A 24,609-nucleotide genomic window follows, 5' to 3' on the forward strand; every position below is an offset into this window, starting at 1 on the left:
ACATGCGCCTGCTCCACGCCACCCTGCGCCAGGTGCGCTTGCACCAGCAGCTCGAGCTTCAGTTCGATCCCCGCTTCACCCTGCTAGGCGGCCCCAACGAGGCGGGCAAAAGCACGGTGGTGGAGGCCCTGCACAAGGTGCTGTTCCTGAAGGCCACTGCCACGGGCCGGGCGGTAGACGAAATGCGCTCCCGCCTGCACAGCGGCCTGCCGGAGGTGGAGCTGGGCTTTGAGGCGGCCGGCGCCCGTTGGGAGCTACGCAAGCGCTTTTCCGGGGCAAGTGGCACCTGCCAGCTCAGCAGCGATGCTGGCGTGGCCCTGCGGGGGGCGGCGGCGGAGGAGCAGCTGGCCCGTCTACTGGGGGTGGATGGGCCAATCGAGGGCAGGCGCCACAGTCAGTTGCCGCTGCGCTGGGCCCACCTCTGGGTGCGCCAGGGGGAGGCCGGCACCAACCTGCTGGGCAGCCCCAGCGAGGCCTACGACGTTGAACAGCTGGTACAACAACTCCAGCAGCGGGGCGCGGCGGCCGCGGCCCTGGAATCCCCCCTCGACCGCCTGGTAAGCGAGCAGCTGCAGGCCCGGCTCGACCAGCAGTTCACGGCCACAGGCAAGGTGAAGGCCGGCTCCCCCCTGGCCGCGGCCCGCCAACGCTGCTCAGACGCCCTACTGAACCTGGAGCAAGCCCAAGCCCTCCAAGCTGAGCTGGAAGCGGCCATGGAGCAGCTGCGCCAAATAGGTCAAAGGCTGCAGTTGATCGAAGCCCAGGAGCGACCGCAGCTGCAGCGAGCTCTCCAGCTGGAGGCCCAGGTGCGGCTGCGGCGAGCCCAGATGGAACCCCTGCGCCAGCAACTGAGCAATCTTGAGCAGGCCCTATCGCAGCTGCAAGCGGTACAGCAGCAGCTGGGCGAACTAGGGGCGCAGCAGCAGGACTGGCAGCTGCAACGCGCCAGCCGGCAACAGCAATACCGCAGCTTGGAAGCCAATTGCCAAAGCTCAGAGCAGGCCTGCCAGAAGCTGAAAAACGAGCAGCAGCAACAGGTCGAGCGACTGGAGCTGGCCCAGCAACTGCTCGATCTAGCCAACCTCGAGCGGGAAGGTCAGCAGCTCCTAGAGCATCAACAACAATTCCAGCGGCTCCAGCTCCAGGCGGAACAGTGCAAGCAGAGCCTTGCCCAGCTGGCCCCGATCGATGCCGCCGCTGTGAAGGCCCTGCGGCAGGCCGAACAGCAATGGGCCCAGGCCGAAGCCCGCAGCCAGGCCATGGCGACAGCGATCAGTTTGATTGAGGCGGATCAGCCCGTAAGCCTCGCCGGCCAGCCCCTATCCGCTGGAGAAACGGTTCAGCTCAATGGCAGCGCCGAGCTGACGGTGGGCTGCGGGGTAAGGCTGCGAATCAGCCCTGGGGGAGGGGAGGCGACCGCCCAAGCCGCAGCTGCCCTGCAGCACAGCGGTGCGGCCCTGCGCGAGCTGCAGACCGCAATTGGCGTGGCCAACAGCGAAGCGGCAGAAGTGATTGCCCAGCAGCGCCAGGCCCTGGAGCTCGAGCTGGCCAACCTGCGCCAAGCGGCCAGCGCCATCCCCTGGAGTCGCTTGGAAGAGCAGATAACCGCCCTTGAGCCGAGGCGTCAGCGCCTGCTCAGCCGGCTGGCACACCATCAATTGCAGCGCCAGAGCCTGGCCGAAAGCGGGGAGCTGCCCCAGGGGCGCGCGGAGCTCGAGGCCTGGATCGAGGAGCTGCGGCGACAAGCCAACGAGCTCAGTCAAAAGCAGCAGCAGGCCGAAGCCGAGCGCACAAGCTGGCACCAGCAACTGGAGCAGCAGCACCGAAGCAGCCAGGAGCTGGAGCGAAACCTCGAGCAACTCACGGGCTCCCTGAGCACCTTGGCGGAACGCCAACTAGCCCTACAAGCCAGTCACGGTGATGCGCAGCAACTAACTGATGCGGTGAACAACAGCCGCCAGGCCCTGCTCATCCAAGAGGCGGAGTTGTCTGCCCTGGATAACGAACTGCTCGACAAGCTGCCAGCTGGCGGCGCCATCGAGCAGCGCCTACGCCTGCTAGATGGCGAGAAAGACGCCCTGCTCACCAGCCGCGGCCAAAACGAGCAACGCTGCCTCACTCTTAGCTCGGATGATCCAGCGGCATTAGTGGAACATCGCCAGGCCGCCTGGGAGTCGGCCCAGGCAGATCTGGAGGCGCTAGAGCTCCAAACCCAGGCATTGCAGATGTTGCAGAACCTGTTTCACCAGACCCGCCAGGATTTCTCCCAGCGCTACAGCGAACCGCTGGAGCAGGCCATTGGGCCCTACCTCCACTACCTGCAAAGCGGCAGGCACCAGGTAAGCCTGGACTTTGACCCCAAAAGTGGGTTTGGCAATTTCGAACTTCAGCAGGGCCAACACCGCTTTGGCTTCGAGCAGCTAAGTGGAGGCATGCGCGAACAATTAGCCGCCGCCCTGCGCTTGGCCATAGCGGAGGTGCTCCAACCCGCCTACGACGATTGCCTACCGTTGATATTCGACGACGCCTTTGCCAACAGCGATCAACAGCGCCTGCAAGCGCTGCAGCAGATGCTGCGCCGAGGGGCCAACCACGGCATGCAACTGATCCTGCTGTCCTGCAACCCGAATGACTATCAGGCGCTGGCTGCCGAGCTTGGCAGTGAAATCGCCCTAGCCGCCTGACCAGAGAGTCGTGGACGGCAAGACAAAAAAAACCCCCGGACCAGCCGGGGGAAACAATTAACAGATGCTTAAGCAGCGTCAAATGGGGACGCTGCTATCACTCTTCATCTTCGTCGGTGGCACCGGCGGGAATCAGGCGAATCTGCTTGCGGCCGAGCTTGATCTCGAACTCATCGCCGGGCTTGAGATCAAGCAGTGCCGTGTAGGCCTTGCCGATCAGCAGGTTGCCGTTGCCTTGCACGGTAGCGATGTAGCTGAGTTTGCGGCCGCCCTTGCCAACCTTGCCAGCACCGCCAAGCTCAACGCCCTTGGCTTCAAGCAGGGCCTCATAGAAGGCAGTGAAATTAAGGCGCTCGCCGCCATCCTTCTTATTGGAGACATAGCCGCAGGCCCGGACGATCTCCGACTTACCCACATCGCCAAGCTCTTTGACCTTGGCAAGCAGTTCTGATCCTGTGAGCATCGATTTAGGGGATTGGTGGGTGAATTGGCGGGGCTTAAGAGGTTTGCCCCTGGGAATTACATTCAGAATTTACACCATTAACTGCAGCTGCCAAGCTTTGCCAGGCAAATCAATTCCTAAACATTCAGTCCATTTCGATGCTGGCTGGCAGCGGTGATAGAAAGCAGGCTGAACCCAGCAACGGGATGGAAAACCTGCGGGTGCTGCATCCCGTCGATCTCGATCAAGTAGCAGCGGTGTATCACGACGCCGTGATCAGCCAGGCGAAAGGCCTCTATAGCCAAGCTCAGATTGCGGCATGGGCCAACCATGCCCACACCGGCAATGCTGTTCGAGAAGCCCTGCATAGGGGCTATGGCCTGGCCAGCTGCGCAGCCAACAACCAAAACATTATTGAAGCTTTTGGGGTGCTGGATCCGCCGCAACGGCTATCGCTTCTCTATTGCCGCGGCAGAGCCTCCCGGCAGGGAAGGGGCCGCCTAATCCTGCAGTCCCTTGAAAGCCACGCCTGGCAACAGGGGTGCCGCCAGTTGCACACCGAGGCGAGCCAGCTTTCTAAGCCGCTTTTGCTCCAGCTCGGCTGGCAGATCGAAGCCGAAGAGAAGGTGATATTTGCTGGGGAATCCTTCCAGCGATGGCGGATGATCAAAGATCTGAGCCAGCAAAACGAACGGGGCCGCGATGGCTGAAGCCCAATTGCAGCAATTTCTCGAGAAGGTACGCCAGCTGAATGCCTTCGTGGCCCTCAGCGAGGCCGACCCATCCCTGCGCCAGGCCCTGCGAGACTGCAGCAATCACCACGCGGTTGTGGAACTAGCCCGCAGCAGGGGCTTCGAGATCGGCCGGCGCTGGGGTGAAACCGATTCCCCCCGTAAATCTGAAGCCAATCTCTTAGCTACTCCCTGCCCTCTTGAGGGACAGGAAATAAGTGTCGTTTTAGTGGATCAAAAAAACTGGCGACTTGAGCGGATCCACTCGTGCCTTGCAGCCAGCCCTGAGGGTTTTTGGTACGACCAAGAGGAACACGAGTGGGTAACCCTGCTCCAAGGCAGCGCCCTGCTTGAGCTAGACGGTGAGACGGTGCCTGTAGAGCTCTGCCGAGGTGACAGCCTGCTGATTCCAGCCCACCAACGGCACAGGCTCCTCGCTACGGATCCTGCTCCGGGGACCGTATGGCTGGCCCTGTTCTGGCGGGAGGCTGGCGAATGTTGACGCTGCGAACCAGCCAGAACGCCGCCGCTAAGGCGACCACTGCAATACCTAGCCCGCCGAGAAGCTCGGGCTTGTTTTCAGCCCCGGGGGGCAGCACGATCACCTTTCGAGCTACCGCGGTCATGGCTGTGAGCAACACCAGCTCGATCTGCACCACATGACGGCGCAGATAGGAGGTCACGTTTTGGAGCACCTCCACCGCAATTAGCAGGGTGAGCAGATCGCCCAAAACCGCATTGATCTTGCTGCCAAGCCAGGGGGTATCTGGCTGCAGCACCGCCGCGGTTACACCGATCGTTAACTGCACGGTGCCAGCCACCAACACCACCAGCAACACGAAGCCAAGCAGCTTGGCCAGGGATTGCTCGCTGCGATCGATCAGCTCGAGATAGGTGGCGTCTTGCCAGAGCCGGCGCAGTTTTCTGATCACGGTCGCCAATTAATTCTTGAACTGCTCATAGATAGGTCGGGCTTGGGTGTCGCTGGGGGAGCTTTCCAGCTGGGTGTCACAAGTGATGGATCCATCCGCTGCTGTGACGCAATTTTTGGGCTTGACCTTGGTGGATGGCCCCACGGAACTGCCCGGGCCCAGAAGAAAACTTTCAGACTGGGCCAAGGCTGGAGCCATGGCGAGCAAGGTGCTTGCGGCAAGGGTTGCCAAAGAAACGCCTGGGAGCTGCATCGAAGCAATAGCTGTTATTTCGCCACTCTGAACGGCCATGCTCAGGTTTGCTGGTCTTGGCGAATTTCCTGCAACAGCAGATCTAGCTGCCCCAGCGAAGCCTCCAACCCCATCCGACCCGCACCCTCGCTCTGGCCCGCTCCATCTTCGTTTTGCCAGAGCTCCTCAACGCCACACAGCTGCTGGGCGAGGCCAGGCAACCCGTCGCGGTTGTGAGTGCGTTGCAGCACCTCAAGCAGGACGGGCATCCGAATCGAAGCAGCTTGCAGAGCGCGCCTGAGATCCGCCTGGGTGCGTCCGGTGTGGCGCAGCCAGTCTTTGAGAAAGCTCTGCAGATCATCGAGCTCTGCATCTGTGAGGCTGGCCATCGCTATCAGCGGTTCAGGGGAAACCATTGATCCAGTCTGCGCTGGGCCCGCAACTGCACCGCCGGGGTGCGATGGCGACTGCACAAACCAAGCAACGCCGTAACGGCCACAAGATCGTCGCTGAAGCCCGCCGCAGGAATGAAATCTGGAATCAGATCTAGGGGCACCAGCAGGTAGGTGAGCGCGGCCAGCACGGTGAGTTTGGCCGGTGCAGGGGTCTGGGGGTCAAGCAACAGCTCCAGACACTCCAGGGCCGGCCTGGCCAGGGTGCGGCCAGCCCGGCGCAACAACTTGAGCAACACCACCTCATTCACCTCGGTGCTCTCCAACACCTGGGCATCAACGACGGGAGCATCCGTTGCGGAAGCATCCCCTGAGGTCGGATCTACAAACACGGTCACGGCAGCACTGCAGCCAACTTGCTTATTCAAGGAGCAAACGACAGCTACTCGGCTTCCACCAAACCGCTATCGATGCCGGTTTTCCGCAATTTGCGCAGGGCCCGCTGCAGCACCTGGCGGCAATATTCCCTACTGCAATCGAGCTGGCGGGCCACTTCAGCCAGGGTCCGCCATTCGTGGCTGCTATCAAGACCGAAGCGCTGCATCACCACCGTGAGCTCCTTGGGGGTGAGGTTGGCGCATTCGAGCAGGGTCCACACCGCGGCCGTGCGCTCGGCAAGCTCAACTCGCTCCATCGGCGGCAGCTCCGGGCTGGGCAACACATCAACCAGCTCAAAGGGATCAGACTTCGATTTCACCACCCCCTGCAGGCTCACGGTGATGCTGCGTAGTTCGCAGCCCAGCAAATCATCCACTGCCGCCTGGGGCAGATGCATCATCTGGGCCAACTGGGCTGGCCTAGGTGCAACTCCGTTGGCCTGGAGATAGCGAGCTTTGGCAGCACGCAATTTTGTGAGTTTTTCATTCACATTGACGGGAATGCGAATGGTGCGGCTCTGGGTGGATAGGGCGCGGGTTAGACCCTGTCGAATCCACCAATAGGCGTAAGTACTAAAGCGATGCCCGCGGCTGGGATCGTATTTCTCCACGGCGCGAGTGAGACCAAGGGTGCCCTCCTGGATTAGGTCCAGCAGCTCTAGGCCCTTGTTCTGGTAGCGCTTGGCCAGGTTGACCACCAGCCGCAGGTTGGCCGTGATCATTTGGTTTTTGGCCAGCTCACCGGCTTTGAGGGTGCAGCGCTCCAGATCATTGAAGTCGCAAGCAGGTCCCGAGCCACCGGCATCACGGCAGCGCTCCTGCAAAAGGGCCATGGCCTGCACCTTGCGACCCAAGGTGAGCTCCTGCTCGGGTATCAACAACTGATGACGGCCAATTTCACCTAAAAAGACGCTCAAGGAGCTCGCCATGGATCACCTAAGCAATGAATTGAACCTAAGGGCAATCAGCAAGCAGAAACGGACTAACAGAAAAGCTTCCGACTTTCAAAATTCCCCTCAATTCCCGTTCTTGTTCAACTTTCACAATGGCTGCTGATTTCAGCTCCCTGTTGGGCAGGGCAGCAGACAAGCTGATCGGCCGGTTACGGTTGCCAAGATTTGCCTACTACATATGCCTGGCTTGGCTGCCATCCCCCCTGAAGTGCTCTCCCGCGCTGGGGTGGCCTACGTGCACTACGTGAGCTTCATGCTCTGTTTTGGCGCCTTGGTGCTCGAGCGGCGCTTGATCAAGCCAAATCCAAACAAGGCCGATGCCACCTTGATGGTGATCACCGATGTGGTGTATGGCCTGGCAGCCCTTGCCCTGCTTGTGAGCGGGATTCTGCGGGTTCTGTACTTCGGCCAGGGAAGCGAGTTTTATACGGAGAACCCCCTGTTCTGGTGGAAGGTTGGGCTCTATCTAGGGGTGGGAGGGCTGTCGCTGTACCCCACCATCACCTACATCCTCTGGGCTATCCCGCTGCGCAAGGGCGAGCTGCCCCAAGTAAGCGAAGCTCTCGCCACCCGTCTGGGCTGGATTCTCAATATCGAGTTGGTGGGCTTTGCCCTTGTGCCCCTACTAGCCACCTTGATGGCCCGCGGCGTCGGCCTGCCTGCCTGATGCTGCGGCGATTAAGCCGGCGATTAAATCGAGCGAGTTTGCCGGCTTGCGGCCTGATGCTTGCTCTGGGTCTTTTCCCCGCCATGGGATTGGCCGCAGAACCAGCTTCTGGTGATTACCGCCAGCGGCTAGTGCCCACACCCCACGGCTGGCCCAAGCGTCAGCGTTGGTGTGTGTGGATCGAGCCCGCCGCAACTGCCGGGCCTTCCGCCCGCTGGGATCAGCTTTGGCTGCAAGCCGTGGAAGCGGCGCTGGCAAGCTGGGCTGAATTGGTCACGATTCACCGCAGCGAAAGCAGGGAATCGGCCCAAGTACAGATATTGAGGCGCCGGCCACCTCTGCAGCGGGGCCGGGCCAGCCATGGCCGAGCCGAGCTAGCTCTGGCGACGAACAAGCCAGGCGACCCCGCCAAAATCGAGCCGCGGGTACTGGTGAGCATCAGCCCTGGGCAGCGACCGGACGCCATCCAGGCGACGGCCCTGCACGAACTTGGCCACGCCTTCGGGATGTGGGGACACAGTGATCACCCCCAAGACGCCATGGCGGGCGTGCCCGGGCCAACCCCCGTGCTGCAACTCACAGCCCGGGATCGGGCCACTTTTATGTGGCTGCAACAGCAGCCCGGCCTACCGGGCAGTGACGCAACTGCAGCCGGGGACCAGGCCGGCTGCCATTAATTGCGCAATGTTGCGCATTGTCAAGTTGTCTGATAATTCAACGAATCTTTTAAAGAGCGCTTGAAAAAACTTATACGTTGCTCGCCTTGAGGATTTTTCACCCCTGTGCCCTTGCCCGTTCTGGCCACCAAGCCACTCACCAACAGCGCTCGTGTCAGCAGCTTTCTGGCCGCCGGTGAGGAAAGCCCCCGCCAGATCGACACCACTTGCCTGGTGCGGGATCCGGCAGCCACCGATGCTGTGATTGAGCAGGCCTACCGTCAGATCTACTTTCACGCCTTCAAAGTGGACCGTGATGCGGTGCTGGAATCCCAGCTGCGCTCCGGTCAGATCAGCACCCGCGACTTCATCCGCCAACTCCTGCTCTCGGAGAAGTTTCAGAGGGATTTTTATCGCTGCAATAGCAATTACAGGGTGGTGGAACAGGTGGTGGGTCGGGTATTTGGCCGACCGGTGCATGGCCAAGCTGAACAGATCGCCTGGTCGATCGTGATCGCCGAGCAGGGGCTGCCCAAGTTTGTTGACGCGCTACTGAATTCCGACGAATACCGCGACAACTTCGGCGACAACCTGGTGCCTTTTCAGCGCTCGCGGGTACTTCCCGGCCAGGACGTTGGCACCATGCCCTTCAACCAGCAAGCCCCCCGATACGACTCCTACTGGCGTAAGGCGATGGCCAGGCGCGCACCCGCTGGAGGATTAAACCCCTGGACAGACGGCGGCGGCTGGGCCCGCCCAGCCTGGCTGGAAGGCCAGCCCACACCAAGGGTCCAAGCTATCTGGCAATACACCGTGGCAACTGGAGGGTTCGTGCTCACCGGCCTGGTGATCTGGATTGCTGCGGCCATGCTCAGCACAGGCTGAGGCCTCCCTCAGCCCCGCCGAGGAGCGCCGCGGCGGGCAGCCAGCACCTGCTGCACCTGCCGCCAGCTCACTCCGTGGTGGGCAAGGGCTACCTGCAGGTGGAATACGATATCTGCCGCTTCAGCGGCGATATCGGCGGCGTTGTCGTCCTTGCAAGCCATCACAAACTCAGCGCTCTCCTCCCCGATCTTCTTGAGGATGCGGTTGTCGCCCCCCTCGAACAATTTGTTGGTGTAGCTGCCGGGCTCGGGAAGGTCGCGGCGCCCTTCGATCACCCGCATGAGTTCGGTGCAGACATCTGCCGGCGGCTGAGCGGCCGATGGGCCCCCGGCCGTGGGCTCGGGACCGTTGTCGTAGAAGCAGCTGCGGGCACCGGTGTGGCAGGCCACATCGCCGCTCTGCTCAATGCTGAGCAGCAGCACGTCGGCATCACAGTCGTAGCGCAGGCCCTTGAGCTGCTGGATATGGCCGCTGGTAGCCCCCTTATGCCATAGCTCCTGGCGCGAGCGGCTCCAGTAGTGCACCTCGCCGCTGGCGAGGGTGCGCTCGATCGCCTCCTGGTTCATCCAGGCCACCATCAACACGGCGCCATCGAGCCAGTCCTGGGCGACCGCGGGGATCAAACCAGCTTCGTTGAAGCGCAAGGCCCCAATGAATTGAGGGTCTGGGGGCTGAAATACTGCTGACAAGGCCCTTGCGCTGCTGCTGTCCCGATCCTCACCCATGCCCACTCCGGCCTACAGCTGCAGTAAAACCTTCAGCGGTTATCCCTGTTGCCATCGCCAATGGCGCCACCAGGGCCACTGCCGCTTCGTGCATGGTTACAGCCGCAGTTTTAGCTTCTGGTTTCGGGCCAATGAACTCGACGACTGTGGCTTTGTGGTGGATTTTTCCAGCCTGAAACAGCTCGAAGCCCGGCTGGCAGATCAATTCGACCACACCTTTCTGGCCAACGCCGATGACCCCCTCCTCTCCACCTGGCGCCAGCTGCACGACCAGGGCGCCCTCGACCTGCGCGTGATGGCCAATGTGGGCATGGAGGCCAGCGCGGAGCTGGTGTGGGGCTGGGCCAACGAACTGCTGCACGGCCGCGACAGCGGCCGCAGCTGCTGCTGGAAGGTGGAGGCGAGGGAAAACGAGAAAAATGCCGCCTGTTTTGAAGCCCTGCCCGGGTGGTTCAAACCCTGACATCAAGCCAGCAATGACTGGGCCAGGGGCGCGGGGCTCCTATCTTGCGCCTCAATGAACCGCCACCGCCCGATGGGCCGCTTGCTCCAACTACTAACTGCTGCCCTGTTGCTGCCCCCTACTGCCCTGGCTGAGCCCACTCGGAGTAGTGGTGGAGTTCAGGCGCTGTACCCCACTAAAGCCGCGGCCGAAAAAGCAGCCAAGCATTTCCACTGCACCGGAGCGCACCAGATGGGCGATCAATGGATGCCCTGCACCAAACACACCGATGGCTCTGGCAGCCATACGCCGGCCCACTGATGGCCAAGTGCGGCGACAAACCCAAACTGCTGGCCATCGGCATCGCCCCCCAGGGCATCATCTCGATCGGCATCGTGCCAATGGGGGTCGTGAGCATTGGGGTGGTGCCGATGGGCTTGCTGAGCCTCGGTGCCGTGGGCATGGGGGTGATCAATATCTGCGTGGTGGGGATGGGCATCGTTGTGGCTGGCGTCAACGTGATGGGCATCTGGAACGCCGGAGCTAGCTCCCCCCACCAGCACCACCAAGCGGCAACCGGGACCCATCCCCCAAACCTCTACGCCTACCCAAGCAAGCAGGAAGCCCTGATCAAAGCCAAACAGCTGGGCTGCAACGGCGTCCATGCGATGGGTTCGCTGTGGATGCCCTGCGCCCCCCATCCCGAGCTCGAGCCACCCCCGGCTGCGCAAAGCCAAAGGCCCTGAATCAGCATCCATGATGTCCATCCCTGCGGGTTGCTATTGGCACAGCTGGCCACCGCCTGGGCGATTTTTCAGGGTTTGCTGCTCGAAGCCCTGCCGTTTCTACTGATTGGCGTCGGTATCGCCAGCCTGGCCCGCTGGCTGGCCCCTGGAGGTGCCTGGCTGCGGCAGTTGCCCGCCCACCCCCTGCTGGGGCCGCTCACCGGTGCCGCCCTTGGCTTTGCCCTGCCCGCTTGCGAATGCGGCAACGTGCCGGTGGCACGGCGGCTGCTGGCCGGTGGTGCCCCGGTTGGCACGGCCCTGGGCTTTTTGTTTGCCGCGCCGGTGCTGAATCCAATTGTGCTGGCCAGCACCTGGGCCGCCTTCCCCAACCAGCCCTGGCTGCTGGCGGCCCGCCCCGGAGCAGCCCTGCTGCTGGCGGTGCTGCTGGCCACGGTGCTGCGCCTGCTGCCCGAGGCCGAATTACTAGATCCAGTGCTGCTCGAAGAACGGCGGCTGAGCCAGCCCTTGGCCCAGGTGGGGCTGCTGGAGCGTCGCAGCGGGCTTGTAGGTGCCATCGGCGCCAAGGTGCAGCCAGTAAAAGTGACGCGGCCGCCCTTGCAGGAGGTGCTCCAGCACGGCAGCCGCGAATTTCTCGATCTGGCCGCCCTGCTAGTGCTGGGTTGTGCCATCGCCGCCACGGTGCAAACCTTGCTGCCGCGCAACTGGCTGCTGGCGGTGGGGGGAGCACCAACCATCTCTGTGCTGAGCCTGATGCTGCTGGCGGTGGTGGTTTCGGTTTGCTCCAGCGTTGATGCCTTCCTCGCCCTGGGCTTCGCTGCCCAGGTCACCCCGGGAGCGCTGCTGGCCTTTCTGGTGCTGGGCCCGGTGGTCGACCTGAAGCTGCTGGGACTGTTCCGGGTGCTGTTTAAGCCCAAGGCCATCGCCCTCACCAGTGCCGCCGCAACGGTGGCCGTGCTGGTGCTGGGGCAATGGGTCAATTTGCTGCTGCTGTGATGCGCGCCTTCGCCCTGGGGCTCTGGGGAGCCGTGCTGCTGCAAAGCAGCCTCAGCGGCAGGCTGGATCTCTTGCTCAGCGGCGTTTTCCACCCACTGGTGGCGCTGAGCGGTGTGGCATTGCTGCTGCTGGCGGGCCTGCTGCTGGCTGAACCGGCGCTAAGGGGCCAGGAAAGCCCAGCCCCATCGCGACGCCAAGCCATCCCCAAAACCTGGTGGCTGAGCGCCGCAGTGGCTTTGCTGGTATTAGCGATTCCCCCCAACCCCTCCTTCAGCACCCTGGCCGCCAACCGGCCCGCCGAGCTGGGCGATGAGACTGAGCTGAGCTTCGTGCTGCCGCCAGCCCAGCGCAGCCTCACCGATTGGGTGCGCTTGCTACGCAGCCAACCCGACCCCAGCCTCTACGCGGGTGATCCCGTGCGGATCAGCGGCTTTGTCTTGCCCCAGCCAGGTGAGCCCCCCCAGCTGGCCAGGCTGCTGGTGCGCTGTTGCCTCGCCGATGCCACCCCGGTGGGCCTACCGGTGCGCTGGCCGGCGGGCCGGATGCCCCGGGCGGATCAATGGCTGGCGGTGGAAGGCACCATGGCTATTGAAGAACGCAACGGCCAGAGCCGCAGCGTGGTGGTAGCGCAGCGAATCACTCCGATTGCCCGGCCCAAGCGACCCCTGGAACCATGACGGCAACAGGACAACGGATCACGTTGGTGCTGGCGGCAGGACTCGCCCTGGCCTTGCTGCAGCAACAACTACTGCTACGACGCCCACCACGACTGTTGGAACTGGAGTCAAGCAGCGCCAGCTCCGGTCCAGCAGCCCTGGACTTGCGCTTCAGCCGACCGATGCGCAGATCCAGCCTGGTGGGCTCCAGCAGCCTGCAACCCCAGCTGGCCTGGATGTGGCTGGGGGAAAGCAACCCCCTGCGCCTGCTACTGCTTCCAGGCCAAACCATCCCCGGACCATTGCGGTTGCTGCTGGCAGGGGTCGACCGCCGCAACCTGCCCCTGGGCCGCCAGCAGTGGCAATGGGACCCCCGGCCGCGCTTGCTGGCGGTGGTGCCCGTGGCCGGCGGCGAACAGCTGCAGCTGCAACGGCGCGATGGCAGCTGGCAGGCGCTGACCCCGGTGTGGCCGCAGCTGGCCCAAGTGCAGCCCCTAGGCAACGGTGCCGGTGTGGCCGTGCTCAGTGGTGATGGCATGGGCAGCCACCGTCTCTGGCTGCTGCCGCTGCAGCAACACAACCTGGTGCGCGAACCGCGGCGCCTCTCCGAACCCGTGGCGGGTGGGCTTCAACCCCTATACGACGCAGCGCTGCTGTTTGCCCACCTGAGCAGCAACCGACGCGGCGACCTGCTGGTGCAATCGTCCACCACCGCCCTGGATCCGGGGAGCACCAGCGTGCGTACCGCCCAGGGGCGCCAATGGCCCCTGCCCCACTCTGCTTCTGGCCCCATGCAGCTGCTCCCCGAGGGAGGCGGAGTGGTGGTGCCTGAGCTTGAAGGCCTCACCCTGCACACCCTGCCGGGCCAGCCCCGCCGGCGCCAGCTGCTGCCTGGCAGTAGGGAGCTCAGCAGTTTCTGCCCCGTGAGCGGCCGCGCCCTGCTGGTGCGTCACTGGCCCGACTACCGGCGCTCCCTTGAGCTGGTGGAGCCGGGCCAACCGCCGCGGCAGCTTTGGATCGGCAGCGAAGCCGTCCTGGCCAGCGCTTGCGACCGGGGTGGGGATCGGGTCTGGCTGGTAGTGAGCAACTGGGCGCAGGGATCCCAGCCCCTGATGCTGGCCCTCGATCGCCGCGGCCAACTGCTCAGGCAACGCTCCTTGAAGGGCTGGGAGGTGGAGCCGGGAGCGCCGATGTTGTTTGATCCCACCCGCCAGCAGCTGCTGCTCACCCTGCGCTCAGGCAGCCACGCCAAGCCGGTGCTGGTGGATGGCAGCAGCCTCAGCCTGCAACCCCTGGCCAAGCCGGTGCGCCTGGCCCTGTGGCTACCCGCTGGCTGATAGGCGCCGGTGCTGCAGTGAGGCCAGGGGCAGCAGGCCCATGCACAGCACCCCGATCAAGGGACCGGGCGGCAGGTTCACAGCTGGCTGGATCGCCAACAGAAAGCCGCCACCGCTGATCCCCATACCCACCAGGGCTGAGCGCCAGAGGGCTTGGCGCAGGCTGGCGGCTCCAGCCAAAGCCACTAGGGCCGGAGCACCCATCAAGGCAATCACCAGCACCACCCCCACGGCGGTCATGGCGCTCACCACCGTGAAGGCAGTCACCAGGGTGAGCAGTAGCCGCAGCCGCTGAACCGGCAAACCAGCACTGGCGGCGCCGAGGGGATCCACCCCCAGATACACGTAGTGGTGATAGCGCCAGGCGAGCAGCAGCAGCACTGCCACCAGGGCCAGCAGGCTGCGCAGCAGGTCGGCAGGAGCGGCGGCCAGCAGATCGCCAAACAGCACCGCCTCCAGATCGACCCGGATGTGCAGCAGGGGAATCAACAGCACCCCTAAACCGAGAAAGCCAGCCAGCACGGTGTTGAGCACCGCCTCATCGCCCCCTTCCCCAGAACGATCACCACGGCTGAGCCGCTCCGCCAACAGGGCACCGGCTAGGCCGCTGATCACCCCACCGAGGCCCGGATCAAGCCGCAGGGCCAGCGCCAGGGCCAAACCCGGCAACACCGCGTGCGACACGAGATTTGCCAGGAACAGGCGCCGCTGCACCAGCAGCAAGGTGCCGGCCAATGGGCAGAGGCCGCCGATCACCAGCGCCAGCACCAGGGGCAGCAGCCACCAAAGAGTCTCCATAGGATCAGCGCACTACGCCCCAGCCACTCTGGCCATGCCCACCCAGGTTGCCGCGTCAAGCGACCGCCAGCAGCTGCTGCTTACGGCGTTGCGCCAAGCCGACCGGGAACTCTCCGGCCAGGACCTGCACGCCCTGCTGCGCCAAGGCTCCCAGCCCATGGGGCTGGCTACGGTTTATCGCCACCTGCGCCAGCTGCAGCAGCGGGGCTGGATCCGCTGCCGCCACCTGCCCAGCGGCGAGGCTCTGTTCGCCCCCACAGAGCGCGACGAACACCACCTCACCTGTGTCGACTGCGGCGCCACGGTGGTTCTTAATAACTGCCCCATGCACGACGTGCACCTAGACGGCGGCCAGAGCGCAGGCTTCCAGCTGCTATTTCACACCCTGGAATTTTTCGGGCTCTGCGGAAGCTGTCAACAGCGCCAGGCCAGCTAGCGCCAGCCCATCAACCGCAGCAGTGGTTGCCTACCCGCAGGTCGCCGAGGGCCTGGCGCACCTGCTGGGGGCTGCCGTCGGCGAGCAGGGAGCGATCGAGCACCAGCACCCGGTCGTAGGCGTCGAGGTCGCGGCCCCAGTCGTGGCTGCTCACCAGCAGGGTGAGACCGGCATCGCGCAGCTGGCCCATCACCTTGAGCAGCTGGGTGCGTGAAGGGGGGTCGATGGCTGCGCAGGGCTCATCCAGCAGCAGCAGCCTGGCTGGCTGCACCAGGGTGCGGGCCAGCAGGGCTCGCTGCTGCTGGCCACCGGACAACTGATCCAGGCGCCGGCCCGCCAACCCGGCCAGGCCCACCCGCTGCAGGGCGGCTTCCACATCGCAGCAGCCAGGACGCTTGGCTGCCATCCGCCCCAGGGCAACCAACTCCCGCACATTGATCGGAAAGTGCCAGGCGATCTCCCCCCGCTGGGGCATCAGGGCCAACTGCTGCCGCGCCAGGGCCAAGGTGAGGGGCACCCCATCGAGCCGGATCGAACCGCTCTCGATTGGCAGCTGACCCTCAATGGCCTGGAGGAGGGTGCTTTTGCCAGCGCCGTTGGGGCCCACCAGGGCGGTGAGCGTGCCGGGCTCGAGCTCAAAAGCCACACCGTCGAGAGCCAGCTCGCCGCCGCGGCGCACCCGCAGCTCACTCACCTCAAGCGACACGCAACACCGTCAGTGCAACCGCAAACCTAACGACGGTCGCGCACCAGCACCCGCGCTCCCAGCACGGCAAACACCGACACCGCCGCCGTGGCCCCGAGGTCACCGCCGATCCCCGCCAATCGCGGAGCGAAGCTGAAGCTCAGCAGGGCGAACAGCAGGCCCATCGCCAGCAGCAGGGGCAGCGGGCGCGGGGCGAGCCGCTCTGGAGCTGTCATACCGACGAAACTGGCACCCAGCCACATGGCCGCCAAGGGCCCCGGCGCCAGCTCCAAAGAAGGGGGCAGCAGGGCCAGGAGCAGGGCCACCAGCAGGGAGGGCAGGGCCGAGCCGAGCACCACACCCAGGCCCAAGCGGTAGCTGAGGGCGTGGGTCACCAGCGGGGACAGCAGTGACAGGATCAGCACCAAGCTGCGTTCGACGGCAGTGAAGGGATGCAGGCTGGCGCCCGAGCCCATCGCGCCAGCAGCCACGGCCAGGCCCATGACGCCAACCACCCCCAGGAATGCGGTGGTGCCGAGCTTGCCGCCGATGCCGCTCCAGCTGTCGCTCAGAACCGACAACACCAGCCCAGCTAGGCCCCCTGCCAGAACAACCCAGGCCGGATGGCCCAGCACCAGCTGGGAGGTCATGCCGGCAAAGGCTCCGCAATACACCGGGGCTGCCACCCCTTGCCAGCGGTGCCTGGATCGGCCTGCCGCCTCCAGCGCTCCACCGGCCGCCCCAACCAGGGCGGTGGCCAGCACCACCGAGGCAGAGGCGCCGCGCGTCAGGGCCAGCACCCCGAGGGCGGCCAGGGCCGCCAGGGCCACTGCTGGCCACTGAACCCTGCCGGCAGGGCCATGGCCGGCATGCCGCAGAAAACCAACCAGCACCAACACGCCCAGCAGAGCCCACACCAGCAGCAGCGCCACGGGCGCCCCCAGCACAAAGCCATCCAGATAGAAGACGAGCAGCACTCCGGCCATCAGCAAGGCGTGGGGCCTGGTCATGGCGGGGGGAACGCAAACCCGTCGATTCTGCGTGGCCCACCGTCCCCGCACCTTCAACAGCCACCCATGCACCATCAGCAGCCACCCCAGCACCAGCCGCGGGCAGCCGGTACAACTTGAGAACCATTATCATTCAACAAACTTTGGGCCTGGCTGGTCTGTCTCTGTGACGTACCGATCGCACACGCCACTCCGCCTCACCGTTGCTCTGGCGCTGCCTCTGGCCGGGGCTCTGGCCCTGGCCGGCTGCGGATCCACTCCACCCGCCGAAGTGATCGCCGGCGATGGCGTGCTCTGTGACATCACCCAGCGCCTAGCCGCAGACGACCTGCGGGTGCGCTGCCTGCTGCAACCGGGAGATGACCCGCACCAGTTCCGGCTGACACCGCAGCAGAGCCGCGACCTCAGCCAGGCCCAGCTGGTGCTGATCAATGGGTATGGCCTCACCCCCTCCTTGGCCGAGCAGAGCAAGGCGGTGGCGGTGGCCGAGCGGGCTGTGCCGGGGAGCCCCGAACTCAAAGCCCTGCAGGACAGCCATGGCGACCACCAGGAGGAAGGGCACGCCGCTGGCCACGCCCACGCCGATCACCACGATCACGGCGATCGGGATCCCCACGTGTGGCACGACCCCGGCCAGGCCAGCGCCATGGTGCAGCTGGTGGCCAAGCAGCTCGAGCAGCTCAAACCCGCTGCCCGCCCCCGCATCGCCGCCCGGGCCCGGGCGATGACAACCGTGCTCGGCCAGCTCGACCGCTGGAACCGCCAACAGCTGGCCACCATCCCCGTGGCCCGGCCCCTGGCCAGCGGGCACCGCGCCTTCGCCAGCCTGGCGCGGGCCTATGGGCTCCAGGAGCTGCCCCTTGTCGACTCCATGAGCAGCAGCGACAACCTGCGGCCCCAGGGCTTCCAGGCCGTGGTGCAGCAGCTCAAGCAGGAGCAGGTTCCGATGCTGTTCAGCGAACAACTGCCGCCCAGCAAGGCACTGCAGCGCATCAGCGCCCTCAGCGGCGTTCCCCTTTCAGCCGAGCCCTTGGTGGCCGACGGCCTGGCTCCAGCGGGCGATGGCTCCGCCAGCAGCCTGGTTGCCACCCTCAGCGCCAACACCTGCCTGATCGTGAACGGCCTTCAGGGCCGCTGTGACCGGGCCAGCCAACAGGCCCTGATCCAAAGCTGGCAGGCGATTCGCTGAAACAAGGGGGCAACAAGGGCGGAAGCGTGGATCGCGACCGGATCGAGACTTGATCTAAACAGGAATGAGAACCGTTATCATTCCTGGAGCGTCCTTCGTGGCGGGCGTCCGCAAGCCTGGGTAATCAACGGAATGGCATCGATCCGACAACTAATGGCTGCACCGGCAGTCCTGGGCCTGCTGACGCCTAACGCGGCTGCAGCAGCCGAGCTCAACCTTGAGCGCGTCAACCATTACGCGCGCAGCCAGGAGCAAGTCACCAGCATCAGCCAATTCACCGATCTGCGCCCCACCGACTGGGCCTATCAGGCGCTGACCAACCTGGTGGAGAAATACGGCTGCGTGGCCGGCTACCCCAACGGCACCTTCAGAGGTGGGCAGGCCATGACCCGCTTTGAGGCCGCCGCCCTGCTCAACGCCTGCCTTGATCGCGTCACTGAAGTGACCGACGAGCTCAAGCGCCTGATGGCGGAGTTCGAGAAGGAACTCGCCATCCTCAAGGGCCGGGTCGATGGCCTCGAGGCCAAGGCTGGGGAACTGGAAGCCAGTCAGTTCTCCACCACCACCAAGCTCTCCGGCCTGGCCACCTTTGTGGTGGGTGGGGTGAGCAACAACCCCGCCGGTGAGCAGGTCACGTTCAACTACGACCTGCAGCTCAACCTCGACACCAGCTTCAGCGGCAAGGATCTGCTGCGCACGGTGCTGCGGGCTGGCAACTTCGATGGCGATCGCAATGCCTTCGGTGGCGGCCTCTCCACCCTGGAGATCGCCTTCCAGGAGGAGGGCGGCCCCGACATGGTGGGCATCGACAAGCTCTTCTACCAGTTCCCGCTTGGGCAGTCTCCGATCGGTGGTCAGTTCACCGCCACGATCGGCGGCCGGGTGGGCCAGGAAGACATGCTCGCCCTCTGGCCCAGCGCCTATCCAGCCGACACCATCCTCAACGTGCTCACCCTCAACGGTGCACCGCTTGCCTACAACAAAAACCTCGGTCCAGGCCTGGGCCTCTGGTGGCAAGACAACGGCTGGAGTGTGAGCGCTAACTACGTGGCGGGCAATGGCGTCGATTCAGCCCAGGGCCTGTTCAGCAGAAGCTCAGCAGGCACCAGCACCGTGCAGCTGGGCTACGGCCAGGAGAACTGGGGCATCGCCGCGCTCTATTCCTATGTCGAGGCCGGCGTGGGTGTGCCCGGTGCCACCCCCTTCATCACCACCGAGATCGAGGAGAACGGCGTCAACACCAATGCCTTTGGCATCAGCGGCTTCTGGCAGCCGGCCGAGAGTGGCTGGCTGCCCTCGATCAGCGCTGGTTACGGCGTCAACGGCAGCTCCGGCTCAGACCTACGCACCAGCCAGTCATGGATGGTGGGCCTGCAATGGAGCGATGTGCTGGCTGAGGGCAACAGCTTTGGCATGGGAGTGGGCCAACCCGCCTTTGCAACCGCCACCCGCAATGGGGCTGCCAGCGAATCCGGCGTGTGGGCTTGGGAGTGGTGGTACCAGTGGCAGGTCACCGACGCCATCTCCGTGACCCCGGCGATCTTCTTACTCAACAATCCTGGGGGGAATGGAGATGGGTCCAACCAATTCGGAGCCCTGATCAAAACCAGCTTCCAGTTCTGAGCCGAGCTAGCCCTGCCCCAATGGATTGCGGCAAAGGGTTCCTAGTGTCATCACAGCCAAGCCATGCCCCATTCCATGACCGCCAGTGCCACCCCCACGGGCCTGCCCGTGACAATCCTCACCGGCTTTCTGGGGGCGGGTAAGACCACCCTGCTCAACCACATTCTCAGCAATCAGCAGGGGGTCAAAACCGCCGTGCTGGTTAACGAATTCGGTGAGATCGGCATCGACAACGACCTGATTGTCGCCACCGGCGAAGACATGGTGGAGCTGAGCAACGGCTGCATCTGCTGCTCCATCAACGGTGAACTGCTCGAGGCGGTTTACCGCATCCTGGAGCGCCCCGATCCGGTGGATTATCTGGTGGTGGAGACCACCGGCCTGGCCGATCCCCTGCCGGTTGCCATGACCTTCCTCGGCAGCGACCTGCGAGATGCCACCAGGCTCGATTCGATCATCACCCTGGTTGACGCCGAGAACTTCAGCGACGAGCTGCTGGAGGGCGAGGTGGCCCGGGCCCAGATCGTGTACAGCGACATGCTGTTACTAAATAAATGCGACCTGGTAGCTGAGGAGCGGCTGGCGGCCCTGGAGGCCCAGTTGCGCGAGATCAAGACCGATGCCCGCATCCTGCGCTCGGTCAAGGGCGAAGTGCCCCTGCCCCTACTACTCAGCGTGGGGCTGTTCGAAAGCGACAAAATCGTTGCCCAGCAGCAGCTCAGCGCCGAGCCAGACCACAGCTCCTGCGACCACGATCACGGCCACTGCGAGCACGAGCACCACGACCACGATCATCACGATCACCACGACCACAATCATCACAAGCACGATCACCTCAACCACGATCACGCCGATCACCCCGACCACGCAGCCATCGAGGGATTCACCTCGTTGTCGTTTGCGGCGGAGGGGCCTTTCGCCCTGCGCAAATTTCAGAACTTTCTCGACAACCAGCTACCAGCCGAGGTGTTTCGCGCCAAGGGGATCCTCTGGTTCAACGAAAGTGAGCGCCGCCATGTGTTCCACCTGGCTGGCAAGCGCTTCTCGATCGACGATTCCGACTGGCCAGAGGGCTCAGGACGCAAGAACCAGATCGTGCTGATCGGTAAAAATCTCGACCACGCCCAGTTGCGCAAGCAACTGCAGGTGTGCGTTGCCAAAGATTCCGGCAAGGGCTTCGCTTGAACGGGATACTGACTCAGAGGATCCAGCCAATTTCATGATGTCCACCACCCTGCGCCAACTGGCCCCGGCCGCCGCCGCTGGCCTGGCCCTCAGCCTGTTGTCGACCCTGCCAGCAGGTGCCCATGGCTTAGCAGGCGCTGGCCTGGCTGCAGGAGCAAGCCACCCGCTGCTTGGGCTAGACCACCTGCTGTTGCTGCTGGGCGTTGGCGGCGCTGCCGCCCTGGCAGGCCCATCGCTACTGCTAGTGGCCCTAGCCGCTGCGATTTCTGGCGGCTTGTATGGGGCCTTAGGGGGCAACCTGCCAGGAGCTGAGGTGTTAGCAGCATTGATGGTGTCTGGTCTTGGCCTAGCGCTGGCTGCACGCCAGGGCCAGCTGCTGGCCGTAGTGCTGGCAGGAGGAGTGGCTATTCACGCCATGCTGCATGGCCAGGAAGCCACAGGCAGCAGCACAGACCTGCTGGGCTGGTGGCTAGGGGCGAGTCTCAGCTCAGCGGCCGTGGTGGGTGCAAGTTTCGCCGTGATTCGCCAACTAGCCCCCAGCTGGGGAAGGCGCTTTGCAGGTGCTCTCTGCATCGGCGGAGCGCTGCTAGCACTTGCGCAGTTGGCGTGAGAACCGTCCTAAGCGGACACTTTTGTTACACAAGCACCTTGCTGAGCTAGCTACGCTTATCAAAGCGAAATCAAACGCCATGGCCGAGCTAATCCTTTTCTCCGGCGTTGTCGCCTTGTTTGGCTTGGCTTTTTGGCTCGCCACTGATTCAGATGATGACAACGGTGGTGGTGGCCTGATGCAGCCCGTGCTGGTCCCAGTGCGCGTCAGGCACAACCGGTGACATTGACTACATCATTCTGAATCAATAGTCTTCACACCCACCGACTCAATCAAATAGAAGTATGGCTTGTTGAGTCCCCAGTGGATATCAACAAACTTCTGTTGTGAGGAGTCCATGAATCAGTTACATCGCCTATTGCTGGCCCCTGCAATTTTTGGCATAGTTTTGCCAGGCTTGGCCGCCCCAGACACCGCCATTGCTAATGAAATCTCGTCGCTGAATGGCCGGGAGGCAATCAATGACTACATGGAGCAACAAGAAATTGACGAGCTCAAGGCTTGGCGCTCGCGCAACCAGGTCACCAGCGTCAACCAATTTTCCGACGTAAGGCCTACAGACTGGGCTTACCAAGCACTGACCAACTTGGTGGAAAATTACGGCTGCGTGGCCGGCTATCCCAACGGGACCTACAAGGGTGGCCAGGCCATGACCCGCTACGAGGCAGCAGCCCTTTTGAATGCCTGCCTCGACCGTGTCACCGAAGTGACCGACGAACTGCAGAGGTTGATGGATGAATTCAAGAAAGAACTAGCGGTGCTGAAGGGCCGCGTCGACGGACTTGAGGCCAAGGTGGGCACATTGGAGGCCCAGCAGTTTTCCACCACCACCAAGCTCAAGGGCGAGGTGAACTTCATCCTGGGTGGCGTACCCGACTACAACTCAGACACGAGGGTTGGAACTCCTCCCGTTACTGTTGGCAGGCAGGATCGCGCCACCTTCAATTATGACCTGCGCCTGAATCTTGATACCAGCTTCACCGGCAAGGACCTGCTCAGAACCCGCCTGCGCTCTGGGAATTTCACGGCCTTCAGCCCCTTCAACGCTGGAGACAGTCTGTTCAAGTTGGACAAGGCCTCCAGCACTAATGCGGGAGCATCAGGCGTTGGTGGCATCGATACGTTGTCGATCGATCGCCTCTATTACCAGTTCCCGGTGGGCAAGCAATTCACGCTTACCGCCGGTGCCCTGGTGCGCAACACTGAAATTCTCGCCTTCATCCCCACCGCCTACCGCTCCCAGCTGCTCGATTTCTTTGCCGTGGCTGGCACCCCTGGTGCATACAACAAAGTGACCGGCCAGGGATTTGGCGCTGTTTGGAAGCAACAGGTAGCGAAAGGGAAGGGCTTCTGGAACGCCTCGCTCAACTACATCGCCCAGGATGGTGAGATTTCAAATGAGGGCATCTTCGACAGCGATGGCAGCCTCAACACCACGGCCCAGATCGGCTACAAGGCCCCCAACTGGGGAGCAGCCATCGCCTACCGCAACGGCACCACCGGCACCCGCACCATCAATGCCAACGGCAAAGCAAACAGCAACCTGAGCTCTGGCCAGAGCTCCAACAGTTTCTCCGTAGCTGGCTACTGGCAGCCCCTTGAAAGCGGCATCATCCCCTCGATCAGCGCTGGTTATGGCTTCACTGATATATCCGGGGGCGTAGCTGGAGCCGCCGATTCCCAGTCCTGGTACGTCGGCTTGCAGTGGGATGATGCCTTCGTTAGGGGCAACATCGCCGGTGTGGCAATTGGCCAGAACCCCAGTGCTGGAAGCGGTGTAGATGATCCCCTCTCTCTTGAGCTCTTCTACAAGTTCCAGGTAACTGACAACATCTCAATCACTCCAGGGCTCTTCTATATCACCAACAGTTCTAACCAGGTGAATGACAAAGATCTCTGGGGTGGAGTGATTCAAACCCAGTTCCGCTTCTGATCTAGAAGCAAATCCACCTTGGGCGTAGCAATAGTTACGTCCAAGGCTTGCATTGATCACAGGGGGCAGGCGTGAGCGTTCGTAGCCTGAGTGCATTGTCGACGCCAGATCCATTTCAAACGTGACTCACCCACCCAGCGCTAGCCGCCTAGGCTCACGCCCCTGGGGCCAACACCTTGGCTTTTGTGCCCTGGCCGCTACCACCCTTGCTGGTGCCATCGGGGTAGCGGGCATGGCCCAGAACCGCCCCCAGGAAGTGAATGTCTATTCCGGACGCCACTACAACACTGATAAACAGCTCTATAGCGAGTTCACCCGACGCACCGGCATCAAGGTGAACCTGCTGGAGGGTAAAGATGACGAGCTGATCCAGCGCCTGAAGAGCGAGGGCAACAACAGCAAAGCCGACCTGCTGGTATTGGTGGATGCGGCCCGAATTTACCGAGCCCAGGAGGCCAATCTGTTTAGGTCGATTCGCTCCGCTGAACTCAACAAGGACGTGCCGGCCAACCTGCGGGACCCCAAAGGCCAGTGGTTTGCCCTGACCCGCCGGGCCCGCCCCGTAATGGTCAACCCAGCAATCGTGAAGCCCGGCCTGATCCGCAGCTACTCCGACCTCAGCCGTCCGGAGCTCAAAGGCAAGCTCTGCCTACGCAACCGCGCCAGCGTCTACAACCAGTCGCTCACGGCCGATGAGCTGGTGCGGCGCGGCAAACCTGCCACCCAGCAATGGCTGCAGGGCATGCTCGCCAACACCAAAAGGCCCTTCTTTACCTCAGACACCCCCATGCTGCGGGCCGTGGGACAGGGAGAATGCGGCGCTGCTGTAGCCAATCAGTACTACCTAGCGCGCATGCTGCAAGACAAGAACAGCACTGAGCGCAGCACCGCTGCGAAGCTGAAAGTTGTGTGGCCCAACCCCACGCACGTCAATATTTCGGCCGGTGGCGTCACCCGTAGCTCCCGCAACCCCGAGGGTGCGCAACGTCTGCTGGAGTTCCTAGTTTCGCCCCAATCAGGAGAGGGCTACGCCGCCGCCAACAACGAATACCCCCTCAAGGGCTGGGGCAACAACCCGACCCTGAAGGCATTCGGCACTTTTAAGGCTTCACCGGTGTCCATGGAGCAGCTGGGCCGCCGCAACCGCGAAGCGGTGCAACTGATGACGCAGGCTGGCTGGGAGTAACGACTTGGCATCGCGTTGACGCCCTCCACGATCCAGTGCGCCCCA

28 protein-coding genes are annotated in these 24,609 nt (G+C 63.4%); 19 read left to right on the top strand and 9 right to left on the bottom strand.

From position 1 onward, the window contains the following. Window positions 1-2: 2 nt before the first annotated feature. Window positions 3-2,684: an AAA family ATPase gene (locus tag KBY99_RS06250; protein ID WP_254998045.1), complete on the top strand. Its 2,682-nt coding sequence runs from the start codon at window positions 3-5 to the stop codon at window positions 2,682-2,684. A 97-nt stretch (window positions 2,685-2,781) separates the two neighbouring features. Here KBY99_RS06250 and KBY99_RS06255 read toward each other — a convergent pair whose 3' ends face one another. Next, window positions 2,782-3,147, bottom strand: a complete 366-nt coding sequence (locus KBY99_RS06255; protein ID WP_106502848.1) for an AbrB family transcriptional regulator — start codon at window positions 3,145-3,147, stop codon at window positions 2,782-2,784. A gap of 137 nt (window positions 3,148-3,284) precedes the next feature. Between KBY99_RS06255 and KBY99_RS06260 the strand changes: the two genes are divergently transcribed. Together KBY99_RS06260 and KBY99_RS06265 are read left to right on the top strand one after the other, a co-directional pair. Further along, window positions 3,285-3,836, top strand: a complete 552-nt coding sequence (locus tag KBY99_RS06260) for a GNAT family N-acetyltransferase (RefSeq protein ID WP_254998047.1) — start codon at window positions 3,285-3,287, stop codon at window positions 3,834-3,836. Beyond that, complete coding sequence (locus KBY99_RS06265; RefSeq protein ID WP_254998048.1) at window positions 3,829-4,359, top strand: Nif11 domain/cupin domain-containing protein; 531 nt, start codon at window positions 3,829-3,831, stop codon at window positions 4,357-4,359. Before KBY99_RS06260 ends, KBY99_RS06265 begins: the two co-directional genes overlap by 8 nt. On the opposite strand, the gene KBY99_RS06270 is transcribed toward KBY99_RS06265, so the two are convergent. From KBY99_RS06270 to KBY99_RS06285, 4 genes are all read right to left on the bottom strand, one after another. Beyond that, window positions 4,295-4,798, bottom strand: a complete 504-nt coding sequence (locus KBY99_RS06270; protein ID WP_254998049.1) for a phosphate-starvation-inducible PsiE family protein — start codon at window positions 4,796-4,798, stop codon at window positions 4,295-4,297. The genes KBY99_RS06265 and KBY99_RS06270 overlap by 65 nt on opposite strands. A gap of 284 nt (window positions 4,799-5,082) precedes the next feature. Continuing rightward, a complete protein-coding gene (locus KBY99_RS06275) occupies window positions 5,083-5,409 on the bottom strand; it encodes a hypothetical protein (protein WP_254998050.1) in 327 nt (108 codons plus the stop codon). 5 nt (window positions 5,410-5,414) lie between these two features. Then, a complete protein-coding gene (locus KBY99_RS06280) occupies window positions 5,415-5,804 on the bottom strand; it encodes a YkvA family protein (protein ID WP_106632213.1) in 390 nt (129 codons plus the stop codon). 50 nt (window positions 5,805-5,854) lie between these two features. After that, window positions 5,855-6,778 (bottom strand): sigma-70 family RNA polymerase sigma factor, encoded by a 924-nt coding sequence (locus tag KBY99_RS06285; RefSeq protein ID WP_254998051.1) that lies wholly within the window; start codon window positions 6,776-6,778, stop codon window positions 5,855-5,857. 211 nt (window positions 6,779-6,989) lie between these two features. Between KBY99_RS06285 and KBY99_RS06290 the strand changes: the two genes are divergently transcribed. The 3 genes from KBY99_RS06290 (at window position 6,990) to KBY99_RS06300 (ending at window position 9,010) form a co-directional block, all read left to right on the top strand. Next, complete coding sequence (locus KBY99_RS06290; protein WP_396093408.1) at window positions 6,990-7,469, top strand: DUF2214 family protein; 480 nt, start codon at window positions 6,990-6,992, stop codon at window positions 7,467-7,469. An 83-nt stretch (window positions 7,470-7,552) separates the two neighbouring features. Then, a complete protein-coding gene (locus tag KBY99_RS06295) occupies window positions 7,553-8,146 on the top strand; it encodes a peptidase (RefSeq protein ID WP_254998053.1) in 594 nt (197 codons plus the stop codon). A 105-nt stretch (window positions 8,147-8,251) separates the two neighbouring features. Next, window positions 8,252-9,010: a phycobilisome rod-core linker polypeptide gene (locus KBY99_RS06300; protein ID WP_254998055.1), complete on the top strand. Its 759-nt coding sequence runs from the start codon at window positions 8,252-8,254 to the stop codon at window positions 9,008-9,010. Window positions 9,011-9,018: 8 nt separating this feature from the next. Here KBY99_RS06300 and hisIE read toward each other — a convergent pair whose 3' ends face one another. Then, window positions 9,019-9,735 (bottom strand): bifunctional phosphoribosyl-AMP cyclohydrolase/phosphoribosyl-ATP diphosphatase HisIE, encoded by a 717-nt coding sequence (gene hisIE, locus KBY99_RS06305; RefSeq protein WP_254998056.1) that lies wholly within the window; start codon window positions 9,733-9,735, stop codon window positions 9,019-9,021. Here hisIE and KBY99_RS06310 point away from each other — a divergent pair. From KBY99_RS06310 to KBY99_RS06335, 6 genes are read left to right on the top strand one after another with little or no spacing between them, the layout of a single operon-like run. Next, window positions 9,734-10,198 carry a 6-carboxytetrahydropterin synthase gene (locus KBY99_RS06310; RefSeq protein ID WP_254998057.1) on the top strand — a complete coding sequence of 155 codons (465 nt, stop codon included), beginning with the start codon at window positions 9,734-9,736 and terminating at the stop codon, window positions 10,196-10,198. The two genes, hisIE and KBY99_RS06310, sit on opposite strands and share 2 nt — an antisense overlap. A gap of 54 nt (window positions 10,199-10,252) precedes the next feature. Then, window positions 10,253-10,498, top strand: coding sequence for a DUF3721 domain-containing protein (locus KBY99_RS06315; protein ID WP_254998058.1), 246 nt, complete (start codon window positions 10,253-10,255; stop codon window positions 10,496-10,498). Further along, window positions 10,498-10,923 carry a hypothetical protein gene (locus KBY99_RS06320; RefSeq protein ID WP_254998060.1) on the top strand — a complete coding sequence of 142 codons (426 nt, stop codon included), beginning with the start codon at window positions 10,498-10,500 and terminating at the stop codon, window positions 10,921-10,923. The genes KBY99_RS06315 and KBY99_RS06320 overlap by 1 nt, the downstream gene beginning before the upstream one ends. A 36-nt stretch (window positions 10,924-10,959) precedes the next feature. Further along, the gene (locus tag KBY99_RS06325; RefSeq protein WP_254998062.1) at window positions 10,960-11,916 is read left to right on the top strand and encodes a permease; all 957 of its coding nucleotides are present in this window, start codon (window positions 10,960-10,962) and stop codon (window positions 11,914-11,916) included. Further along, window positions 11,892-12,593, top strand: a complete 702-nt coding sequence (locus KBY99_RS06330; protein ID WP_254998064.1) for a TIGR03943 family putative permease subunit — start codon at window positions 11,892-11,894, stop codon at window positions 12,591-12,593. Before KBY99_RS06325 ends, KBY99_RS06330 begins: the two co-directional genes overlap by 25 nt. Next, window positions 12,590-13,909: a hypothetical protein gene (locus KBY99_RS06335; protein ID WP_254998066.1), complete on the top strand. Its 1,320-nt coding sequence runs from the start codon at window positions 12,590-12,592 to the stop codon at window positions 13,907-13,909. The genes KBY99_RS06330 and KBY99_RS06335 overlap by 4 nt, the downstream gene beginning before the upstream one ends. On the opposite strand, the gene KBY99_RS06340 is transcribed toward KBY99_RS06335, so the two are convergent. After that, complete coding sequence (locus KBY99_RS06340) at window positions 13,895-14,707, bottom strand: metal ABC transporter permease (protein WP_254941793.1); 813 nt, start codon at window positions 14,705-14,707, stop codon at window positions 13,895-13,897. The two genes, KBY99_RS06335 and KBY99_RS06340, sit on opposite strands and share 15 nt — an antisense overlap. A 34-nt stretch (window positions 14,708-14,741) precedes the next feature. Between KBY99_RS06340 and KBY99_RS06345 the strand changes: the two genes are divergently transcribed. Continuing rightward, window positions 14,742-15,143, top strand: coding sequence for a transcriptional repressor (locus KBY99_RS06345; protein WP_254930000.1), 402 nt, complete (start codon window positions 14,742-14,744; stop codon window positions 15,141-15,143). 10 nt (window positions 15,144-15,153) lie between these two features. On the opposite strand, the gene KBY99_RS06350 is transcribed toward KBY99_RS06345, so the two are convergent. Together KBY99_RS06350 and KBY99_RS06355 are read right to left on the bottom strand one after the other, a co-directional pair. Next, a complete protein-coding gene (locus KBY99_RS06350; RefSeq protein ID WP_254998067.1) occupies window positions 15,154-15,849 on the bottom strand; it encodes a metal ABC transporter ATP-binding protein in 696 nt (231 codons plus the stop codon). A gap of 26 nt (window positions 15,850-15,875) precedes the next feature. Continuing rightward, complete coding sequence (locus KBY99_RS06355; protein WP_254998068.1) at window positions 15,876-16,838, bottom strand: hypothetical protein; 963 nt, start codon at window positions 16,836-16,838, stop codon at window positions 15,876-15,878. Between the two features lie 166 nt (window positions 16,839-17,004). On the opposite strand from KBY99_RS06355, the gene KBY99_RS06360 reads away from it, so the two are divergent. From KBY99_RS06360 to KBY99_RS06385, 6 genes are all read left to right on the top strand, one after another. After that, window positions 17,005-18,027 (top strand): metal ABC transporter substrate-binding protein, encoded by a 1,023-nt coding sequence (locus KBY99_RS06360; RefSeq protein WP_254998069.1) that lies wholly within the window; start codon window positions 17,005-17,007, stop codon window positions 18,025-18,027. Between the two features lie 153 nt (window positions 18,028-18,180). After that, window positions 18,181-19,650, top strand: a complete 1,470-nt coding sequence (locus tag KBY99_RS06365; protein ID WP_254998070.1) for an iron uptake porin — start codon at window positions 18,181-18,183, stop codon at window positions 19,648-19,650. 63 nt (window positions 19,651-19,713) lie between these two features. After that, window positions 19,714-20,835 carry a CobW family GTP-binding protein gene (locus KBY99_RS06370; RefSeq protein ID WP_254998071.1) on the top strand — a complete coding sequence of 374 codons (1,122 nt, stop codon included), beginning with the start codon at window positions 19,714-19,716 and terminating at the stop codon, window positions 20,833-20,835. A gap of 37 nt (window positions 20,836-20,872) precedes the next feature. Then, entirely contained in the window at window positions 20,873-21,445 is a 573-nt protein-coding gene (locus KBY99_RS06375) for a HupE/UreJ family protein (protein WP_254998073.1), read from the top strand. A gap of 337 nt (window positions 21,446-21,782) precedes the next feature. Next, complete coding sequence (locus KBY99_RS06380) at window positions 21,783-23,378, top strand: iron uptake porin (protein ID WP_254998075.1); 1,596 nt, start codon at window positions 21,783-21,785, stop codon at window positions 23,376-23,378. 121 nt (window positions 23,379-23,499) lie between these two features. Next, window positions 23,500-24,564, top strand: coding sequence for an extracellular solute-binding protein (locus KBY99_RS06385; RefSeq protein ID WP_254998077.1), 1,065 nt, complete (start codon window positions 23,500-23,502; stop codon window positions 24,562-24,564). Window positions 24,565-24,609 lie beyond the last annotated feature (45 nt).

The sequence above is a fragment of the Cyanobium sp. Maggiore-St4-Cus genome, from assembly GCF_024345615.1.
GTDB classification, from domain to species: domain Bacteria; phylum Cyanobacteriota; class Cyanobacteriia; order PCC-6307; family Cyanobiaceae; genus Cyanobium_A; species Cyanobium_A usitatum.

Coding starts and splice junctions, on each gene's coding strand:
- KBY99_RS06355 (WP_254998068.1), bottom strand. CDS start 16,838: ATGACCAGGCCCCACGCCTTGCTGATGGCCGGAGTGCTGCTCGTCTTC.
- KBY99_RS06375 (WP_254998073.1), top strand. CDS start 20,873: ATGTCCACCACCCTGCGCCAACTGGCCCCGGCCGCCGCCGCTGGCCTG.
- KBY99_RS06275 (WP_254998050.1), bottom strand. CDS start 5,409: ATGGCCAGCCTCACAGATGCAGAGCTCGATGATCTGCAGAGCTTTCTC.
- KBY99_RS06370 (WP_254998071.1), top strand. CDS start 19,714: ATGCCCCATTCCATGACCGCCAGTGCCACCCCCACGGGCCTGCCCGTG.
- KBY99_RS06310 (WP_254998057.1), top strand. CDS start 9,734: ATGCCCACTCCGGCCTACAGCTGCAGTAAAACCTTCAGCGGTTATCCC.
- KBY99_RS06365 (WP_254998070.1), top strand. CDS start 18,181: ATGGCTGCACCGGCAGTCCTGGGCCTGCTGACGCCTAACGCGGCTGCA.
- KBY99_RS06260 (WP_254998047.1), top strand. CDS start 3,285: ATGCTGGCTGGCAGCGGTGATAGAAAGCAGGCTGAACCCAGCAACGGG.
- KBY99_RS06285 (WP_254998051.1), bottom strand. CDS start 6,778: ATGGCGAGCTCCTTGAGCGTCTTTTTAGGTGAAATTGGCCGTCATCAG.
- KBY99_RS06250 (WP_254998045.1), top strand. CDS start 3: ATGCGCCTGCTCCACGCCACCCTGCGCCAGGTGCGCTTGCACCAGCAG.
- KBY99_RS06320 (WP_254998060.1), top strand. CDS start 10,498: ATGGCCAAGTGCGGCGACAAACCCAAACTGCTGGCCATCGGCATCGCC.
- KBY99_RS06345 (WP_254930000.1), top strand. CDS start 14,742: ATGCCCACCCAGGTTGCCGCGTCAAGCGACCGCCAGCAGCTGCTGCTT.
- hisIE (WP_254998056.1), bottom strand. CDS start 9,735: ATGGGTGAGGATCGGGACAGCAGCAGCGCAAGGGCCTTGTCAGCAGTA.
- KBY99_RS06340 (WP_254941793.1), bottom strand. CDS start 14,707: ATGGAGACTCTTTGGTGGCTGCTGCCCCTGGTGCTGGCGCTGGTGATC.
- KBY99_RS06330 (WP_254998064.1), top strand. CDS start 11,892: ATGGGTCAATTTGCTGCTGCTGTGATGCGCGCCTTCGCCCTGGGGCTC.
- KBY99_RS06295 (WP_254998053.1), top strand. CDS start 7,553: ATGGGATTGGCCGCAGAACCAGCTTCTGGTGATTACCGCCAGCGGCTA.
- KBY99_RS06265 (WP_254998048.1), top strand. CDS start 3,829: ATGGCTGAAGCCCAATTGCAGCAATTTCTCGAGAAGGTACGCCAGCTG.
- KBY99_RS06315 (WP_254998058.1), top strand. CDS start 10,253: ATGAACCGCCACCGCCCGATGGGCCGCTTGCTCCAACTACTAACTGCT.
- KBY99_RS06255 (WP_106502848.1), bottom strand. CDS start 3,147: ATGCTCACAGGATCAGAACTGCTTGCCAAGGTCAAAGAGCTTGGCGAT.
- KBY99_RS06335 (WP_254998066.1), top strand. CDS start 12,590: ATGACGGCAACAGGACAACGGATCACGTTGGTGCTGGCGGCAGGACTC.
- KBY99_RS06380 (WP_254998075.1), top strand. CDS start 21,783: ATGAATCAGTTACATCGCCTATTGCTGGCCCCTGCAATTTTTGGCATA.